17 protein-coding genes are annotated in these 16,082 nt (G+C 68.9%); 10 read left to right on the forward strand and 7 right to left on the reverse strand.

The features are described from left to right. Nucleotides 1-56 precede the first annotated feature (56 nt). From OCQ_RS07830 to OCQ_RS07840, 3 genes are read right to left on the reverse strand one after another with little or no spacing between them, the layout of a single operon-like run. Nucleotides 57-479, reverse strand: a complete 423-nt coding sequence (locus OCQ_RS07830; protein ID WP_008255252.1) for a PPOX class F420-dependent oxidoreductase — start codon at nucleotides 477-479, stop codon at nucleotides 57-59. A 3-nt stretch (nucleotides 480-482) separates the two neighbouring features. Continuing rightward, entirely contained in the window at nucleotides 483-1,598 is a 1,116-nt protein-coding gene (locus OCQ_RS07835) for an acyl-CoA dehydrogenase family protein (protein WP_014379697.1), read from the reverse strand. A gap of 7 nt (nucleotides 1,599-1,605) precedes the next feature. Continuing rightward, the gene (locus tag OCQ_RS07840; protein WP_008255257.1) at nucleotides 1,606-2,766 is read right to left on the reverse strand and encodes an acyl-CoA dehydrogenase family protein; all 1,161 of its coding nucleotides are present in this window, start codon (nucleotides 2,764-2,766) and stop codon (nucleotides 1,606-1,608) included. 199 nt (nucleotides 2,767-2,965) lie between these two features. On the opposite strand from OCQ_RS07840, the gene OCQ_RS07845 reads away from it, so the two are divergent. Genes OCQ_RS07845 through holA form a run of 3 tightly spaced genes read left to right on the forward strand, consistent with a single transcriptional unit; the run spans nucleotide 2,966 to nucleotide 6,366 of the window. Next, nucleotides 2,966-3,829 (forward strand): ComEA family DNA-binding protein, encoded by an 864-nt coding sequence (locus tag OCQ_RS07845; RefSeq protein ID WP_014384184.1) that lies wholly within the window; start codon nucleotides 2,966-2,968, stop codon nucleotides 3,827-3,829. A gap of 47 nt (nucleotides 3,830-3,876) precedes the next feature. Next, nucleotides 3,877-5,382: a ComEC/Rec2 family competence protein gene (locus OCQ_RS07850; RefSeq protein ID WP_014384185.1), complete on the forward strand. Its 1,506-nt coding sequence runs from the start codon at nucleotides 3,877-3,879 to the stop codon at nucleotides 5,380-5,382. Nucleotides 5,383-5,412: 30 nt separating this feature from the next. Continuing rightward, the gene (gene holA, locus OCQ_RS07855; RefSeq protein ID WP_085977676.1) at nucleotides 5,413-6,366 is read left to right on the forward strand and encodes a DNA polymerase III subunit delta; all 954 of its coding nucleotides are present in this window, start codon (nucleotides 5,413-5,415) and stop codon (nucleotides 6,364-6,366) included. A 9-nt stretch (nucleotides 6,367-6,375) separates the two neighbouring features. On the opposite strand, the gene rpsT is transcribed toward holA, so the two are convergent. Then, the gene (gene rpsT / locus OCQ_RS07860; protein ID WP_008255272.1) at nucleotides 6,376-6,636 is read right to left on the reverse strand and encodes a 30S ribosomal protein S20; all 261 of its coding nucleotides are present in this window, start codon (nucleotides 6,634-6,636) and stop codon (nucleotides 6,376-6,378) included. A 145-nt stretch (nucleotides 6,637-6,781) separates the two neighbouring features. Here rpsT and OCQ_RS07865 point away from each other — a divergent pair, with 145 nt between their 5' ends. Genes OCQ_RS07865 through OCQ_RS07875 form a run of 3 tightly spaced genes read left to right on the forward strand, consistent with a single transcriptional unit; the run spans nucleotide 6,782 to nucleotide 10,273 of the window. Then, nucleotides 6,782-8,470 (forward strand): circularly permuted type 2 ATP-grasp protein, encoded by a 1,689-nt coding sequence (locus tag OCQ_RS07865; protein WP_014379700.1) that lies wholly within the window; start codon nucleotides 6,782-6,784, stop codon nucleotides 8,468-8,470. Further along, nucleotides 8,457-9,434, forward strand: a complete 978-nt coding sequence (locus OCQ_RS07870; protein WP_014382198.1) for an alpha-E domain-containing protein — start codon at nucleotides 8,457-8,459, stop codon at nucleotides 9,432-9,434. The genes OCQ_RS07865 and OCQ_RS07870 overlap by 14 nt, the downstream gene beginning before the upstream one ends. Beyond that, nucleotides 9,434-10,273: a transglutaminase family protein gene (locus tag OCQ_RS07875; RefSeq protein WP_009953606.1), complete on the forward strand. Its 840-nt coding sequence runs from the start codon at nucleotides 9,434-9,436 to the stop codon at nucleotides 10,271-10,273. Before OCQ_RS07870 ends, OCQ_RS07875 begins: the two co-directional genes overlap by 1 nt. A gap of 16 nt (nucleotides 10,274-10,289) precedes the next feature. Here OCQ_RS07875 and OCQ_RS07880 read toward each other — a convergent pair whose 3' ends face one another. Further along, nucleotides 10,290-10,649, reverse strand: coding sequence for a winged helix-turn-helix transcriptional regulator (locus tag OCQ_RS07880; RefSeq protein ID WP_014384186.1), 360 nt, complete (start codon nucleotides 10,647-10,649; stop codon nucleotides 10,290-10,292). A gap of 105 nt (nucleotides 10,650-10,754) precedes the next feature. Here OCQ_RS07880 and OCQ_RS07885 point away from each other — a divergent pair, with 105 nt between their 5' ends. Together OCQ_RS07885 and OCQ_RS07890 are read left to right on the forward strand one after the other, a co-directional pair. Beyond that, on the forward strand, nucleotides 10,755-11,123 hold the full coding sequence (locus tag OCQ_RS07885) for a DoxX family protein (protein ID WP_041785440.1): 369 nt from the start codon (nucleotides 10,755-10,757) through the stop codon (nucleotides 11,121-11,123). A gap of 96 nt (nucleotides 11,124-11,219) precedes the next feature. Next, nucleotides 11,220-11,918: a hypothetical protein gene (locus tag OCQ_RS07890; RefSeq protein ID WP_014384188.1), complete on the forward strand. Its 699-nt coding sequence runs from the start codon at nucleotides 11,220-11,222 to the stop codon at nucleotides 11,916-11,918. 4 nt (nucleotides 11,919-11,922) lie between these two features. On the opposite strand, the gene OCQ_RS07895 is transcribed toward OCQ_RS07890, so the two are convergent. Next, the gene (locus OCQ_RS07895) at nucleotides 11,923-12,765 is read right to left on the reverse strand and encodes a ribonuclease Z (RefSeq protein WP_014384189.1); all 843 of its coding nucleotides are present in this window, start codon (nucleotides 12,763-12,765) and stop codon (nucleotides 11,923-11,925) included. 168 nt (nucleotides 12,766-12,933) lie between these two features. On the opposite strand from OCQ_RS07895, the gene OCQ_RS07900 reads away from it, so the two are divergent. Beyond that, nucleotides 12,934-13,362: a CBS domain-containing protein gene (locus OCQ_RS07900; RefSeq protein ID WP_008255284.1), complete on the forward strand. Its 429-nt coding sequence runs from the start codon at nucleotides 12,934-12,936 to the stop codon at nucleotides 13,360-13,362. A 126-nt stretch (nucleotides 13,363-13,488) separates the two neighbouring features. Here OCQ_RS07900 and OCQ_RS07905 read toward each other — a convergent pair whose 3' ends face one another. After that, a complete protein-coding gene (locus OCQ_RS07905; protein ID WP_008255287.1) occupies nucleotides 13,489-14,091 on the reverse strand; it encodes a type II toxin-antitoxin system PemK/MazF family toxin in 603 nt (200 codons plus the stop codon). Between the two features lie 117 nt (nucleotides 14,092-14,208). On the opposite strand from OCQ_RS07905, the gene lepA reads away from it, so the two are divergent. Then, on the forward strand, nucleotides 14,209-16,080 hold the full coding sequence (gene lepA, locus OCQ_RS07910) for a translation elongation factor 4 (RefSeq protein ID WP_080587992.1): 1,872 nt from the start codon (nucleotides 14,209-14,211) through the stop codon (nucleotides 16,078-16,080). Nucleotides 16,081-16,082: the final 2 nt, after the last annotated feature.

The following is a 16,082-nucleotide window of genomic DNA, read 5'->3' on the forward strand; positions in this document are numbered from 1 at the left end:
TGGCGCGGAAAGCCGGCGTGTCGGCCCAACAACTCGACGTTCGGCCGGTTACGCGCTCAGTCGCTGATGTCGAATCCCGCGTTGATCTTGGTCGGTCGCACCCGCACCACGAGCTCGCCGGGCGAGGAGTTGCGCCGGCCGAACTCCTCGGCGCGCTCGGCGCCCATGTACCGGGCGCCGGTTCGGGTGGCGATGTCCAGCACGTCCGCGGGGTCTTCGCTCACCGTCGCCACGCCCTGCACCTGGACGAACGAGTAGGGCGGGTGCGGGTCGTCGACGCAGATCACGACGCGTGAATCACGCGCTATCGCACGCCCTTTCGACGTGTCACGGCCGGTGTTGAAGGCCAGCTGACCCTCGTCGACGACGAACCACACCGGGGTGACCAGCGGCCGGCCGTCGGCGGCGACGTACCCCAGCATCCCGGTGCGGGTGCCGGCCGACAGAAACTCGATGACCCTGTCCGACAGCTCGGCCATGGGTCAGAGGCGGACCAGCTCGTAGTCGCCGAGCCGGTCGATCAGGTTGTGCAGGTGCTCGCCGGAGGTGCCCAGGGTGTGCTCGATGGCGGTGAGCCGGGCGGCGTAGTGGCTGATCGGATATTCCGCGGTGACGCCGATGCCGCCGTGCATCTGGATCGACTCCTGCGCGATGTGCCGGCCCGAGCGGCCGATCTGCAGCTTGGCCCGCGAGGCGATCACCGGATCGAGGTTGCCGTCGGCGATCGACATCGCCGCGTACAGGCTCATGCTGCGGGCCAGTTCCAGCGACACGTACATGTCGGCGGCCCGCTGTGTCAGCGCCTGGAATTTGTTGAGCGTGACACCGAACTGCTTGCGGGTCTTGAGGTAATCGGTCGTCAGGCGCAGCGATTCCTCCATCGCCCCGAGCGCCTCGGCGCACAGCGCCGACTGGATGCGGATGATGGCGTTGCGGATGGCGCCCGACGCGTCGGCCGCCTCACCCAGAGGTTCGGCGGCGGCGGAGTCGAGGTCGATCTGGGCGCCGCGCTGCCCGTCGAAGGTGCGGTACGGGTGCCGTGTCACAGTCTTTTCGACGCTCGCGTCGACCAGGAACAGGCCCGTGCCGCCGTCGGGCAGGGCGGCGCTGACCACCAGGGTGTCGGCGCAGTCCCCGGCGAGCACCGGGTTCTTACGGCCGCTCACCGTCCACGAATCACCTTGCTGCGCAGCCTTGGTGGTCAACGCGGCGGACGGCCTGCGTTGGCCCGGTTCGAGGTGGGCGAAGGCCAACAGCCGCTGCCCGGACGCGACCTCGTCGAGCAGCTGCTTCTGTTCCTGGCTGCCCAGCTCGGCGACCAGCGCGCCGGGTCCCAGCGCGGCGTGCAGGACGGGTTCGGGGGCCAGCCGGCGCCCGATCTCGGTCAGCACCACCGCGATCTCGATCTGGCCGGACTCGTCGGGCTCGAATCCCAGCCCGAGGATCCCGGTGTCGGCGAGCTGGCTCCAGACCTCGCGGCTCCAGCCCAGATCGGAGCCGATGACCTTGTTGCGGCTTTCCGGGTCATAGGTGCGCGCCAGTAGGTCGCGGGTGGTGTCTCGGAGCAGGGACTGCTCGTCGCTCAACTGAAAGTCCATGGCTGCCTCACAATCCCAGAATGGTGGACGCGATGATGTTGCGTTGCACTTCGCTGCTGCCGCCGTAGATCGACGTCTTGCGGTAGTTGAGGTAGTGCGGCGCACTGTGCTGCGCCCAGGACGGCGACGAGATGTCTTCGCCGTTGGCCGGTAGCGCATCCGGCCCGGCGACCTCGACGAGCAGTTCGGTGGCGATCTGCTGCAACTGGCTGCCGCGCAGTTTGAGCACCGACGAGGCCGGGTTGGGCTGCCCGTTGGCGGAGTCGGTGACTACACGCGACTGCGTGAGTTCCAGTGCGAGCAGCTCGTTTTCGGCTTCGGCCAGCCGCGCCGCGAACAACGGATCGTCGAGCACCCCGGTGGCCGCGGCGTGCTTCTTCACCTCGGCGAGGCGCACCTTGGTCCGGCCCACGCCGGCGATGCCGGTGCGCTCGTTGCCCAGCAGGAATTTCGCGTACGTCCAGCCCTTGTTCTCTTCTCCGACAAGCTGATTGGCCGGCACGCGGACGTCTTCGAAAAACACCTCGTTGATCTCGTGGCCGCCGTCGATCGTCTTGATGGGCCGCAGCGTGATGCCCGGCGTCTTCATGTCGAACAGCAGGAACGAGATGCCGGCCTGGCGCTTGGGCGCCTGGGGGTCGGTGCGGACCAGGCAGAAGATCCAATCCGCGTACTGGCCGAGGGTGGTCCAGGTCTTCTGGCCGTTGACGACGTAGCTGTCGCCGTCGCGGACCGCGGTGGTGCGCAGCGACGCCAGGTCCGACCCGGCCTCCGGCTCGGAAAACCCTTGGCACCACCAGATGTCGAGGCTGGCCGTCGGGGGCAGAAAGCGTTGTTTGACTTCCTCCGAACCGAATTCGGCGATCACCGGGCCCACCATCTTGGTGTTGAAGTTCAGCGGCTCCGGGACGCACGCCAGCTGCATCTCGTCGGCCCAGATCTGGTGCTGGGTCGGCGTCCAGTCCTTGCCGCCCCACTCGACCGGCCAGTTCGGTACCGCCAACCCGTGTTCGTGCAAGATTTTGTGGCTGGTGACGATGTCGTCGCGGTTCACTTCCGCCGAGCCCTGGCGCACCCGGTCGCGCAACTCCTGGGGGATCTTGGTCGTGTAGATGCTGCGGAGTTCGTCGCGGAACGCGGCTTCCTCGGGTGTGAGCGCCAGTTGCATGGCAGCCTCCTGTCGTGTCGGGGTGACCGTGGCGACCCATCACCCAGAGCCGATTCTGGCGATGCTGGTCGTTCGCTCAACCTCCATCTTGACCCATCCCCTGCGGGCGCTGTGCACAGCCTCGGGTTAATCCACAGATCGGCCCCGAGGCGTCCTGCGCCGGGCCGGTTGCGGCGGCGGGCGGACCTACGGTCGGCCCATGCGAACAGAACTTCCGGCCGAGCGCCTGCAGCGGCTGCTCCGCGCCGAACCGGATGCCGATGCGGCCGCCGGGGATTCCGGGACGACGTCGTCCGAGGACTCCGCGAACGACGACCAGAACTCGCTGCTGCCGCGCTGGCTGCCCGACGCGTCCGACGATCGGGGCTGGGTGGCGAAGGTGCGCGCCGACCCGGGACGCGCGGGCGCCATCGGGCTGGCGATCGTGGCGGCGCTGGCGGTGCTGGTCACGGTGTTCACGTTGGTGCGCGACCGGCCCGCGCCGGTGATGTCGGCCAAGCTGCCGCCGGTCGAGAAGGTGGCGACGGCGAGCCCGCGCTCCTCGGCGAGCCCCGCCGCCGAACCGGACCACCCGGTGGTGGTCAGCGTCGTCGGCCTGGTGCACACCCCTGGGCTGGTGACGCTCGCGCCCGGCGCCCGCATCGCCGACGCGCTGCAGGCCGCCGGCGGCGCGGTGAACGGCGCCGACACCATCGGACTGAACATGGCCCGACCGCTCGGCGACGGTGAGCAGATTGTGGTCGGTCTCGCTCCCGCTCCGGGACAGCCGACGGCGCTGGGCAGTTCGGTGGCCTCCGGATCGCCGCCCACGTCCAAAGCGCCGCCCCCTCGGCCAGGGTCGGGGCCAGGGTCGGCCAAGCCGAAAGCGGGCGAGGCGGTCAACCTCAACACCGCGACCGTCCAGGAACTCGACGCGCTGCCGGGCGTCGGGCCGGTCACCGCCGCCGCGATCGTGGCGTGGCGGCAGGCCAACGGCAGGTTCACCAGCGTTGACCAGCTCGCCGATGTCGAGGGCATCGGGCCGGCGCGGCTGGAGAAGCTACGCGCCCTGGTCCGTGTCTGAGGGTGCATCACCCCGGGTTGGGTGCCCCGCCCGGCGCCCGAGTCGACGTGCGCCTGGTGCCGGCGGCGCTGACCTGCTGGGCGGTCACCGCCGGCGGGATCTGGTGGCCGATCGGGCGCGCCCTCGCCTGGTGCTGCGTCGTGTTGATCGGCGCCTCGGCGGCGCTGGCGTGGCGCGCGCGAGACCGTCCCGCTGCAGGGGCGCGGTTACGGGCGATCAGCGCCGCGCTCGCGGCGATCGGCGTCGTGGGGGCGGGTTTCGGGTTCGCGATCGCGTTGCGCGCCGACGCGGTCGATCGCCACCCGATCGCCGCGGTGTACGGCATGACCGCCGCGGTCACGGTCACCCCCACCGAGAGCCCGGTGTCGTTGGGTAGCGCCCGGTTGATGTTTCGGGCCACCCTGCAACGCCTGCGGGACGACGAGATCTCCGGGCGGGTGGTCGTTTTCGCGCGCGCCGCGGATTTCGGTGGGCTGATGGTGGGACAACCGCTGCGGTTCAGCGCGCGCATCGGCCGCCCGATGCGGCGCGATTTGACGGTCGCGGTGCTCAACGCGTCGGGCCGGCCGACCATGGGCGCCGCGGGCGCCGTGCAACGGGTGGCGCACGGCGTGCGCAGCCGGTTCTCCGGGGCGGTCCGCGAGGCGTTGCCCGGCGAGCAGGCCGCGCTGCTGCCCGCGCTGGTGCTCGGCGACACCTCGGCGGTGTCCAGCGACACGGGCCGTGACTTCCGCGCGGCCGGCATGACGCACCTGATGGCGGTGTCGGGGGCCAACGTGACGATCGTGTGTGCCGCCGTGCTGTTCTCGGCCCGATTACTCGGCCCCCGGACGGCCGTCGTCCTTGCCGCGCTGGCTTTGGTGGCCTTCGTCATCGTCGTGCAACCGACCGCCAGCGTGTTGCGGGCCGCGGTGATGGGCGCCATCGCGTTGGCGGGAATGCTGTCTTCGCGTCGGCGCCAAGCCATTCCGGCCCTTGCCGCCGCGGTGCTGCTGTTGTTTGCCGTCGCCCCGCAGCTGGCCGTCGACGTCGGGTTCGCGCTGTCGGCGCTCGCCACGGCCGCGCTGATCGTCGTCGCACCGGTCTGGTCGCGGCGGCTGACGGCCCGAGGTTGCCCCAAGCCGCTGGCCGATGCGCTGGCCGTAGCCTGGGCCGCGCAGATCGTGACCGCGCCGCTGGTCGCGGCGATCTCCGGCCGGTTCAGCGTGGTCGCCGCCGCCGCCAACCTCGTCGTGGCGGCCGTGATCGCGCCGATCACGGTGTTGGGCACCGCGGCCGCGGCACTCTGCCCGCTATGGCCGGCCGCCGCGCGGTTGCTCATTCGCTTCACCGGCCCCGAGTTGTGGTGGGTGGCCGGCGTGGCCCGCTGGGCGGCCGGCCTGCCCGGGGCGACGGTGCCGGTCCCGGAGGGCACGCCCGGCACGATGCTCGTCGGTGGTGTGACCGTGCTGGCGATCGTGCTGTGGCGGTGGCGCCCGTTCCGCCTCGTCTCGGGGGTGGCCGCGCTGGCCGGGCTGGCCTGGGCGCTGTCCGGGATCGTCGGTCGGCCGTGACACCATCATGGGGTGAGCGAGGTTTCGCCGTTGCACCTGGTGCTGGGAGATGAGGAGCTGCTGGTCGAGCGGGCGGTGGCCGACGTGCTGCGGTCGGCGCGGAAACGGGCCGGCAACGACGCGGACATTCCGGTCAACCGGATGCGAGCGGGTGACGTCAGCACCTACGAGCTCGCCGAGCTGCTGAGCCCCTCGCTGTTCGCCGACGAACGCATCGTCGTGCTGGAGGCCGCCGGCGAAGCGGGCAAAGACGCTGCCGCAGTGATTGTTTCGGCCGCGACCGACATGCCGGCGGGCGTCGTGCTGGTGGTGGTGCACTCGGGCGGCGGGCGGGCCAAGGCGCTGGCCACCGACCTGCAGAAGCTCGGCGCCCAGGTGCACCCGTGCGCGCGGATCACCAAGCTCAGCGAACGCATCGACTTCGTTCGCAAGGAGTTCCGCGCCCTGCGCGTCAAGGCCGACGAGCAGACCGTGACCGCGATGCTGGACGCGGTCGGCTCCGACCTGCGCGAGTTGGCGTCCGCCTGCTCCCAATTGGTCGCCGACACCGGCGGCGCCGTCGACGCCGCCGCGGTGCGGCGCTATCACAGCGGCAAGGCCGAGGTGAAAGGCTTCGACATCGCCGACAAGGCGGTGGCCGGCGACATCGAGGGAGCAGCCGAGGCGCTGCGCTGGGCGATGATGCGAGGCGAGCCCCTCGTGGTGCTGGCGGACGCCCTGGCCGAGGCGATCCACACCATCGGCCGCGTCGGACCGCTGTCGGGCGATCCCTACCGGATGGCGTCGCAGCTGGGCATGCCGCCCTGGCGGGTGCAGAAGGCCCAGAAACAGGCCCGGCATTGGTCGCGCGACACGGTGGCCGCGGCGATGCAGGTTGTCGCGGCGCTCAACGCGAACGTCAAGGGGGCGGTGGCGGACGCCGACTACGCCCTGGAATCCGCGGTCAGGCAGGTTGCCGAGCTAGCCGCCCAGCGCAGCCGCTGAGGCCGGGCCTCAGAGCTTGTTGAGGGCCTGCGCCAGCGCCGACTTCTTGTTGGCGGCCTGGTTCTTGTGAATCACGCCCTTGCTGGCGGCCTTGTCCAGCTTGCGGTTGGTCGACACCAGCAACTCGGCGGCCTTCTCCTTGTCGCCGGCGCTGGTGGCCTCGCGGAACGCGCGGACGGCGGTGCGCAGCGACGACTTCACCGACTTGTTGCGCAGGCGAGCGCGCTCGTTCGTCTTGTTGCGCTTCTGCTGCGACTTGATGTTGGCCACGCTCGAGTTCCTTCTTCGATCAGACGTTTGGTTGGGGCGCCGGAAATCACCACAGCGATTGCCCAGGTTATCAGTGAGTTACGATTTCTCCCAAAACGGGAACACGTCGGCTGCCAGAACATCGATTTGAGGCAGCATCTGAACAGTGAGTCTGACGAACCAGCTTGAGGAGACCAGGCGGGGTTTTCGCGCTGCGCGTTCTGAGCGGATTTTCGGTGGATACAACACATCCTCGGACGCCTACGACATGGCCTTCGACGAGATGTTCGACGCCCAGGGCGCCGTTCGTGGCCCCTACAAGGGCATCTACGCCGAACTTGCGCCGTCGGACGCCTCGGAGCTCAAGGCTCGCGCCGAAGCGCTCTCGCGCGCGTTCCTCGACCAGGGCATCACCTTCTCTTTGTCGGGCCAGGAGCGGCCCTTTCCGCTGGACTTGGTGCCGCGGGTCATCTCGGCCGCCGAGTGGGCCCGGCTCGAACGCGGCATCACCCAGCGGGTCAAGGCGCTCGAGATGTACCTCGACGACATCTACGGCGACCAGGAAATCCTCAACGACGGGGTGATCCCGCGCCGGTTGGTCACCTCGTGCGAGCATTTCCACCGCCAGGCGATGGGCATCGTCCCGCCCAACGGCGTCCGGATCCACGTCGCCGGCATCGATCTGATCCGCGACGAAAAGGGCAATTTCCGGGTCCTTGAGGACAATCTGCGCTCGCCGTCGGGCGTCTCCTATGTAATGGAGAACCGCCGCACCATGGCCCGCGTCTTCCCGAACCTGTTCGCCACGCATCGCGTGCGTTCCGTCGACGACTACGCCTCCCACCTGCTGCGGGCGCTGCGCAACTCCGCGGCCACCAACGAGGCCGACCCGACGGTGGTGGTGCTGACCCCGGGCGTCTACAACTCGGCGTATTTCGAGCATTCGCTGCTGGCCCGTCAGATGGGTGTCGAGCTGGTCGAAGGGCGCGACATGTTCTGTCGCGACAACCAGGTGTACATGCGCACCACCGAAGGGGAGCGCCAGGTCGACGTCATCTACCGGCGCATCGACGACGCCTTCCTGGACCCGCTGCAGTTCCGCGCCGACTCGGTGCTGGGGGTGGCCGGCCTGGTCAACGCCGCCCGCGCCGGAAACGTCGTCATCTCCAGCGCGATCGGCAACGGCGTCGGCGACGACAAACTCGTCTACACCTACGTGCCCACCATGATCGAGTACTACCTGGGCGAGAAGCCGCTGCTGGCCAACGTCGAGACGCTGCGCTGCTGGCTCGACGACGAACGCGAAGAGGTGCTCGACCGGATCGACGAGTTGGTCCTCAAGCCGGTCGAGGGATCCGGCGGCTACGGCATCGTGTTCGGCCCGGAGGCCTCCGAGAAGGAGTTGGCCGCCGTCGCCAAAAAGATCCGCGACGATCCGCGCAGCTGGATCGCCCAGCCGATGATGGAGCTTTCGACGGTGCCGACACAGGTCGGCAGCGCGCTTGCCCCCCGCTACGTCGACTTGCGTCCGTTCGCGGTCAACGACGGCAACGACGTCTGGGTGCTGCCCGGTGGCCTGACCCGGACGGCGCTGGTCGAGGGGTCACGGGTGGTCAACTCCAGCCAGGGTGGCGGCTCGAAGGACACCTGGGTATTGGCGTCGCGGGCATCGGCCGGCGACCACGAGCTCGAGGCGGCGGAGGTGGTGCGGGCGCTGCCGACCTCCATGCCCGACCCCATGCTGGACGACTCGCCGCGGTTGGCCTCGCAACAGCCGCAACCCACCGAACGGCCCGTGCGCGAACAGCTCGAACAGCAGCAGCAACAACGGGCGGTGTTCGATGCTGGCACGTAACGCCGAGGCGCTCTACTGGATCGGGCGCTACGTCGAACGCGCCGACGACACCGCGCGGATTCTGGACGTTGTCCTGCACCAGTTGCTCGAGGATTCCAGCGTCGACCCCGATCAGGCTTCGCGCCTGCTGCTGCGGGTGCTCGGCATCGATCCACCGGATCATGAACTCGACGTGTGGTCGTTGACCGATTTGGTGGCCTACAGCAAAAACGCCCAGGGCGGCTGCTCGATCGTCGACGCCATCACCGCGGCCCGCGAAAACGCGAAGTCGGCGCGGGAGGTGACGTCCAGCGAGATCTGGGAGTGCCTCAACACCACCTACCACGCCCTGCCCGAACGCGAGCGCGCCGCCAAACGCCTTGGGCCGCATGACTTCCTGTCGTTCGTGGAACGGCGGGCGGCGATGTTCGCCGGGCTGGCCGACTCCACGCTGTCGCGCGACGACGGGTATCGCTTCATGGTCTTGGGTCGGGCGATCGAGCGCGTCGACATGACGGTGCGCCTGTTGCTGTCGCGGGTCGGAGACAGCGCCTCGTCCCCGGCCTGGGTGACGCTGCTGCGGTCGGCGGGCGCGCACGACACCTATCTGCGCACGTATCGCGGTGTGCTCGACGCGGGGCGGGTGGTCGAGTTCATGTTGCTCGACCGGCTGTTTCCGCGTTCGGTGTTCTACTCGCTGCGGCTGGCCGAACACAACCTCGACGAACTGGTCCGCAATCGGCAGAGCCGGATCGGGGCGACCGCCGAGGCCCAGCGGTTGCTGGGGCAGGCCCGCAGCGAGTTGGAGTTCGTCCAGCCGGGGGTGCTGCTCGAGACGCTGGAGGGCCGGCTGGCGGGCCTGCAGCGCACCTGCCGCGACGTCGGGGAAGCCTTGGCGCTGCAGTACTTTCACATCGCGCCGTGGGTGGCGTGGTCGGACGCCGGTCAGCGCCCCCGACTGGTCAGCAGGAAAGAGGACGGCTGATGTGGCGGCTGCGGGTGGTGCACACCACGGGGTACGCCTACCAGTCACCGGTGACCGCCTCCTACAACGAAGCCCGGCTGACGCCGCGGTCGAACAACCGCCAGAACGTCATCCTCAACCGCGTCGAAACCATCCCGGCAACCCGGTCCTACCGCTACATCGACTATTGGGGTACCGCGGTGACGGCGTTCGATTTGCACGCGCCGCACACCGATCTGACGGTGATGTCCTCTTCGGTCGTGGAGACCGAACGCGCCGAGGGGCCGGCCACCGAGGCGGGCTGGGACGACCTGCGCTCGGATGCCGTGATCGATCGCTTCGACGACCTGCTCCGCCCCACCGGGCACACCCCGGCCAGCAAGCGGGTGGCCTCGGTGGGCAAGAAGATCAGCAAAACCCACGCGCCGGCCGAAGCCGTTGTCGCCGCAGCCCATTGGGTGCGCGACGAACTGGACTATCTGCCGGGAACAACCAGCGTGCACTCGTCGGGGCTGGACGCGCTCAAGGCGGGCAAGGGTGTCTGCCAGGACTTCGTACACCTGACGCTGATGTTGTTGCGGGGCATGGGGATTCCCGCGCACTACGTTTCGGGATACCTGCATCCCAAACGCGACGCCGTCGTCGGGGACACCGTGGAAGGGCGCAGTCACGCCTGGATCGAGGCGTGGACGGGGGCCTGGTGGAGTTATGACCCCACCAACGACACCGAGATCACCGAGCAGTACGTCGGCGTGGGTGCGGGTCGCGACTACGCCGATGTTTCCCCATTGAAGGGCATCTACTCCGGGGAGGGCGCCACCGATCTCGACGTGATCGTGGAGGTGACCCGGCTCGCCTAGGGGCCGGTATGCACCGCTACCGTGACGTGCGGTTGGCGTTGATCTCCTCGCGGTGCGCCATGGCCCATTGGGCCAACGAGATCACCAGCGGTAGCAATGTCCGCCCCAGTTCGGTCAATTCGTACTCGACTCGCGGTGGCACCTCGGCGTAGGCCGTGCGGTCGACCAGGCCATCCACGACAAGATGCTTGAGCGTCAGGGTGAGCATCCGCTGCGAGATGCCTTCCACGGCCGCCTCCAGCGCACCGAACCGCATTGGCCCGTCACGCAACGTGCCGATTACCAGCAGGCTCCACTTGTCGCCGATGCGATCCAGGACCTCCCGGACCGCCCCGCCCTCGGGTATCCGTGGCGTCTTTCGTGTGACGTTGGTCATAGCGAGGTCTCCGTCCTGGATACATACACCGATGTGCCTTATGCGGCCGCCCCAGCGCTGACACACGATGTGGCTACGCACAAATGGTAAGGATTGGGGATCATCGTGAACATTGCGCTGTGGGCCGTGCAGGGTCTACTCGCATTCGCCTATCTCGTCGCGGGCGGGCTCAAAGTCGTTCGGCCGCGCGAACAACTCGTAGCGTCGGGCCGGCTCGACTGGATGAAGGACCACTCGGACGCCGCGGTCAAGGCTGTCGGCGCGGTCGAGATCGTCGGCGCGCTCGGCGTGATCCTGCCCGGGGCCACCGGCATCGCCCGCATCCTGACCCCGATCGCTGCGGTGGGTCTGGTCATCGTGCAGATCGGCGCGATGCGCGTGCACCTGACGCGTAACGAGCGAGAACCTCTGCCCATCAACGTGATTCTCCTGCTGCTCGCGGCTTTCGTCGCCGTCGGCCGATCCGTGAGTTGAGCCCTCCGCGAGGGTGCCGCTGTCCTCTCGCCCGACGCGCTCGGTAGCCCGACGCAGAGGCGCCAACGGCGAACGGGTGCGCGATACCGTTTGGCAATGAACGGTATCCGCGAAACCGGGGCCCACCCCGAGGCGAACGGCCCCCACCGCGGGCCGCCCCTGACGCCGCTGTCTCTGCTGTGCGTCGGGCTGCTCTTCGGGGGGATCGCGATCGGCGTCGGGATCGGCGGTGTCATGCCGTTGCCGTACGGCCCCGTCGGCGCGGTGGCCGCGTACGTGCGGGCCCAGCCAACCGCCCTGCGCGTCATGGCCGTTGCGACGTTCGCGTCGGCCGTCCCGCTGGCGGTCTACGCGGCGACGGCCGCCGCGCGGCTGAGGCAACTCGGCGCCGGCCGCGCGGCGGCCGCGACCGCGCTTACGGCCGGCGCCTTGGCCGCCGGCGCGCTCGGCTTGGCCGGCGCGCTGGGTTGGGCGATGTCGTGGCCGGAAGTCAGCGCCGACACCCCCGTGGCGAGAGCGCTGTACTTGCTCGTCTTTCTCACCGGCGGCCCGGCCCACATCGTGGCGTTGGGCCTGTTGGTGGCCGCGATGGCGGCGCCCGGGGGAGTGCTGCCCGGCCCGCTCGCCCGGGCCGGCCTGGCGACCGCCGTCCTCGCCGAATCGGCGGCCGGCGTTTTGATCTGGCCCGCGCTGGGGGTGCTGTTGCCGGTCGCCCGGGTGGTGGCGCTGACCTGGCTGGTGGTGGCGGGTGTCGCGATTACCCGTGCGGCGCAACGCGATTCGTCGTCCCGGTAGGGCGTCAGGTGGGCGCGTCGACCTGAACCCGGTGCAGGTCGTCGCCGAGCTCGATGCGCCCACCGAACTGCTCGGCGGCCAGCGCCCGCCACTGCTCTTCCTGGCCGGGCACCAGCGCGGGCACGTAGTGCGTCATGACCAGGGTGCCGACGCCCGCGCGGGCGGCGGTCGCCGCCGCCTCTTCCACCGAGGAGTGGTAATCGCAGATGTCGACGAGCCGCTGCTGCGGGATGGCGGCGACGATGTCCTTGCGGATCACGGTGTGCACCAGGGCGCCGGCCGCGGCCGCGAGCTCGTCCAGGCTCGCGCACGGCACGGTGTCGCCGGCCAGCACCACCGATGCCCCCTTGTATTCGATGCGGAACCCGATGGTCGGGGCCACCGGCCGGTGATCGGTGGCGCCCACCCGGATCGATACGCCGTCGCGGTCCCACACCGGACCGTCGGTGTATTCGTGGACCTCGACGGCCGGCGGCGCATTCAGATCGGCGTGATGGGCGATGCGGTAGCCGATGTCGTGGTGAAACGCCTTCAGCGTCGCCTCCACCAGTTCCGCGGTGCCGGGCGGCCCGATGATGGGCAGCGGCGCGGGATCGGGGGTGAAGGTGCTGATCCACCGCGTGATGAGGACGTCTCCGAGGTCGCCGACGTGATCGCTGTGAAGGTGGGTGAGGAGCAGCGCCGACAAGCTGGCCGCACCCACCCCGACCGCCGCCGCCCGCTGCAGCACCCCGCGCCCGCAGTCCGCCAAAAACACCTGCCCGCCGGCCCGCACGAGGGTCGACGGCCCGGCCCGGTTCGGGTCGGGGATCGGACTTCCGGTGCCCAGCAGAGTGACCTCGATCATGGCCCTATCTTGCAGGTCCCCTCGGTTTGCGGTGGCCCGATCGAACGATCCGGCCGGCCGGCGGCGCTTGGACACGATCTGTGTGCAGGTTCTCGTGGTGGCTTTTCCGCCGCGCGAGTTAGCCGTAGCCTGATGTGAAGCGGATCACAAACCCGGCTGGAGGCCTTAATGCGGATTGCGGACGTCTTGCGGAACAAGGGCGCGGCGGTGGTGACCATCAACCCGGACGCGACGGTTCGTGAGCTGCTGGCGGGTCTGACCGAGCAGAACATCGGCGCCATGGTGGTGGTCGGCGACGAGGGGGTCGTCGGCATCGTGTCGGAGCGCGACGTCGTGCGCCAGCTCCACACTCATGGCGCCAGCGTGCTGTCACGCCCGGTCTCCAAGATCATGACCAGCATGCTGGCCACGTGCACGAAGGCCGACACCGTCGATGCGATCAGCGTGCTGATGACCAAGAACCGGGTGCGCCACGTGCCGGTGCTGGACGGGAAGAAGCTGATCGGCATCGTCAGCATTGGTGACGTGGTGAAGACCCGGATGGAAGAACTCGAGGCTGAGCAGCAGCAGCTGCAGTCCTACATCACCCAGGGCTGACTCGGCGGCGGCTTGCTCAACCCGCCGGCCCCGCTCGCCGAACGTGCAATCAGGGCGAAAATTCGGCGGTTTTCTCGCCGTGAGTGCACGCTCGGCGAAGTGCCAGGGCTCGGCGGAACGGCCGACTCAGCGCCAGGAGTAGTCGGCGCGCAGCCGCGCCGCCACCACGTCGAAGATCTCGCGGTCCAGGATCGCGCCCTCGCGGCGGATGCCCTCTTCGGGCACGTCGAGCACGCGGTCCAGCCGAACCCAACTGGATCGTCCCTCGTAATCCCAACTGCCCGAGCCGATTCCAACCCACTCCGGATCGGCGGCGTGGCGCTCCTGGCTGGAGACCATCAAGCCCAGCAGGGTGCCGCGGTCGCGTCCGACGACCAGCACGGGCCGGTCCTTGCCCCGGCTGGGATCGTCCTCGTAAACCACCCACGTCCAGACGATCTCGCCGGGATCGGCCCGGCCGTCCAGGCTCGGCGCGTACACGAGTTTGCGGGCCCGCTGCGCGGTGGGCCGGCTGTTGCTGGTCACCGGCCGGCCCGCGACCGTCGTGTCGGACGGTGGCGGCGCCGCGGCGGCGATGACGTTCGCGGTGATCCGCACGGCCTGTTGCAACTCGCGCAGGACGGTCTGGGAATTCTGGACGTGCCGGGCCAGCCGCGGGGCCCCGTTGAACACCAGATTCTCGGCAAACCGCTGGAACGTCTTCCACTGCGATTTCCGGGCAGACGCCATATTCGCAGCATAGACGCGAGCAACCGGGCGCGACTGTGTCCAAGTAGGTCCGGGCGACGCTGCATAGATACGCTGGACATGCCCGCGAACCGCCAGTAAAACGGCCGCGCCGCGCCCATCACGTTTGAAGTAGACCAGGAGATTCCCATCAGCAGTTTCGCCGACAAGACCTTCACCGCGCCGGCGCAGATTCGGAATTTCTGCATCATCGCCCACATCGATCACGGCAAGTCGACGCTGGCCGACCGGATGCTGCAGCTCACCGGCGTCGTCGATGAGCGCTCGATGCGCGCCCAGTACCTGGACCGGATGGACATCGAGCGCGAGCGCGGCATCACCATCAAGGCGCAGAACGTCCGGCTCCCGTGGAAAGTCGACGACGAAGACCATGTCCTGCACCTGATCGACACCCCGGGCCACGTCGACTTCACCTACGAGGTGTCGCGCGCGCTGGAGGCCTGCGAGGGCGCGGTGCTGCTGGTCGACGCCGCCCAGGGCATCGAGGCGCAGACCCTGGCCAACCTCTACCTGGCGCTGGACCGTGACCTGACCATCATCCCGGTGCTCAACAAGATCGACCTGCCGGCGGCCGACCCGGACCGCTACGCCGGAGAGCTCGCCCACATCATCGGCTGCGGGCCCGACGACGTGCTGCGGGTGTCCGGCAAAACCGGCGAGGGAGTGGCCGAGCTGCTCGACGAGGTGGTGCGCCAGGTGCCGCCCCCGCAGGGCAAGGCCGACGCGCCCCTGCGGGCGATGATCTTCGACTCGGTCTACGACATCTACCGCGGCGTGGTGACCTACGTCCGGGTGGTCGACGGCAAGATCACACCGCGCGAACGCATCGCGATGATGTCCACGGGCGCCACGCACGAACTGCTCGAGGTCGGCATCGTCTCGCCCGAGCCGAAGGCCAGCGAGGGCCTGGGCGTGGGCGAGGTGGGTTACCTGATCACCGGGGTCAAGGACGTCCGCCAGTCCAAGGTGGGTGACACCGTGACGACGGCCAAGCGCGGCGCCGCCGAAGCGCTGACGGGATACCGCGAGCCCAGGCCGATGGTCTACTCGGGGCTGTATCCCGTGGACGGTTCGGACTATCCGGTTCTGCGCGACGCGCTGGACAGGCTGCAACTCAACGACGCGGCCCTGACCTACGAGCCGGAGACGTCGGTGGCGCTGGGCTTCGGATTCCGTTGTGGCTTCTTGGGTTTGCTGCACATGGAGATCACCCGGGAGCGCCTGGAGCGAGAGTTCGACCTGGACCTGATCTCGACGTCGCCCAACGTCGTCTATCGCGTGGTCAAAGAGGACAACACCGAAGTCGTCGTGACCAACCCGTCGGACTGGCCCGAAGGCAAGGTCCGCACCGTCTACGAGCCGGTGGTGAAGACCACCATCATCGCGCCCAGCGAATTCATCGGCACCATCATGGAACTGTGCCAGTCGCGCCGCGGCGAGCTCGGCGGGATGGACTACCTGTCACCCGAACGCGTGGAGCTGCGCTACACCATGCCGCTGGGCGAGATCATCTTCGACTTCTTCGACTCCCTGAAGTCACGCACCCGCGGCTACGCCAGCCTCGACTACGAGGAGGCCGGCGAGCAAGAGGCCCAGCTGGTCAAGGTCGACATCCTGTTGCAGGGCGAGGCGGTCGATGCGTTCAGCGCGATCGTGCACAAGGACGGCGCCTCGGCCTACGGCAACAAGATGACCACCAAGCTCAAAGAGCTGATCCCACGCCAGCAGTTCGAGGTGCCGGTCCAGGCGGCGATCGGATCGAAAATCATTGCGCGCGAAAACATCCGAGCCATCCGCAAGGACGTGCTATCCAAATGTTACGGCGGTGACATCACCCGCAAGCGCAAACTTCTGGAAAAGCAGAAGGAAGGCAAGAAGCGGATGAAGACCATCGGGCGGGTCGACGTACCGCAGGAGGCGTTCGTCGCGGCGCTGTCCGCGGACGCGGCGGGGGACAAGGGCAAGAAGTAGCC

Source organism: Mycobacterium paraintracellulare, assembly GCF_000276825.1.
Classification (GTDB): Bacteria; Actinomycetota; Actinomycetes; order Mycobacteriales; family Mycobacteriaceae; genus Mycobacterium; species Mycobacterium intracellulare.

Excerpts from the sequence above, each read along its gene's own strand:
- OCQ_RS07830 (WP_008255252.1), bottom strand. The coding sequence starts at position 479 with ATGGCCGAGCTGTCGGACAGGGTCATCGAGTTTCTGTCGGCCGGCACC.
- OCQ_RS07835 (WP_014379697.1), bottom strand. The coding sequence starts at position 1,598 with ATGGACTTTCAGTTGAGCGACGAGCAGTCCCTGCTCCGAGACACCACC.
- OCQ_RS07840 (WP_008255257.1), bottom strand. The coding sequence starts at position 2,766 with ATGCAACTGGCGCTCACACCCGAGGAAGCCGCGTTCCGCGACGAACTC.
- OCQ_RS07845 (WP_014384184.1), top strand. The coding sequence starts at position 2,966 with ATGCGAACAGAACTTCCGGCCGAGCGCCTGCAGCGGCTGCTCCGCGCC.
- OCQ_RS07870 (WP_014382198.1), top strand. The coding sequence starts at position 8,457 with ATGCTGGCACGTAACGCCGAGGCGCTCTACTGGATCGGGCGCTACGTC.
- OCQ_RS07875 (WP_009953606.1), top strand. The coding sequence starts at position 9,434 with ATGTGGCGGCTGCGGGTGGTGCACACCACGGGGTACGCCTACCAGTCA.
- OCQ_RS07880 (WP_014384186.1), bottom strand. The coding sequence starts at position 10,649 with ATGACCAACGTCACACGAAAGACGCCACGGATACCCGAGGGCGGGGCG.
- OCQ_RS07890 (WP_014384188.1), top strand. The coding sequence starts at position 11,220 with ATGAACGGTATCCGCGAAACCGGGGCCCACCCCGAGGCGAACGGCCCC.
- OCQ_RS07895 (WP_014384189.1), bottom strand. The coding sequence starts at position 12,765 with ATGATCGAGGTCACTCTGCTGGGCACCGGAAGTCCGATCCCCGACCCG.
- OCQ_RS07900 (WP_008255284.1), top strand. The coding sequence starts at position 12,934 with ATGCGGATTGCGGACGTCTTGCGGAACAAGGGCGCGGCGGTGGTGACC.
- OCQ_RS07905 (WP_008255287.1), bottom strand. The coding sequence starts at position 14,091 with ATGGCGTCTGCCCGGAAATCGCAGTGGAAGACGTTCCAGCGGTTTGCC.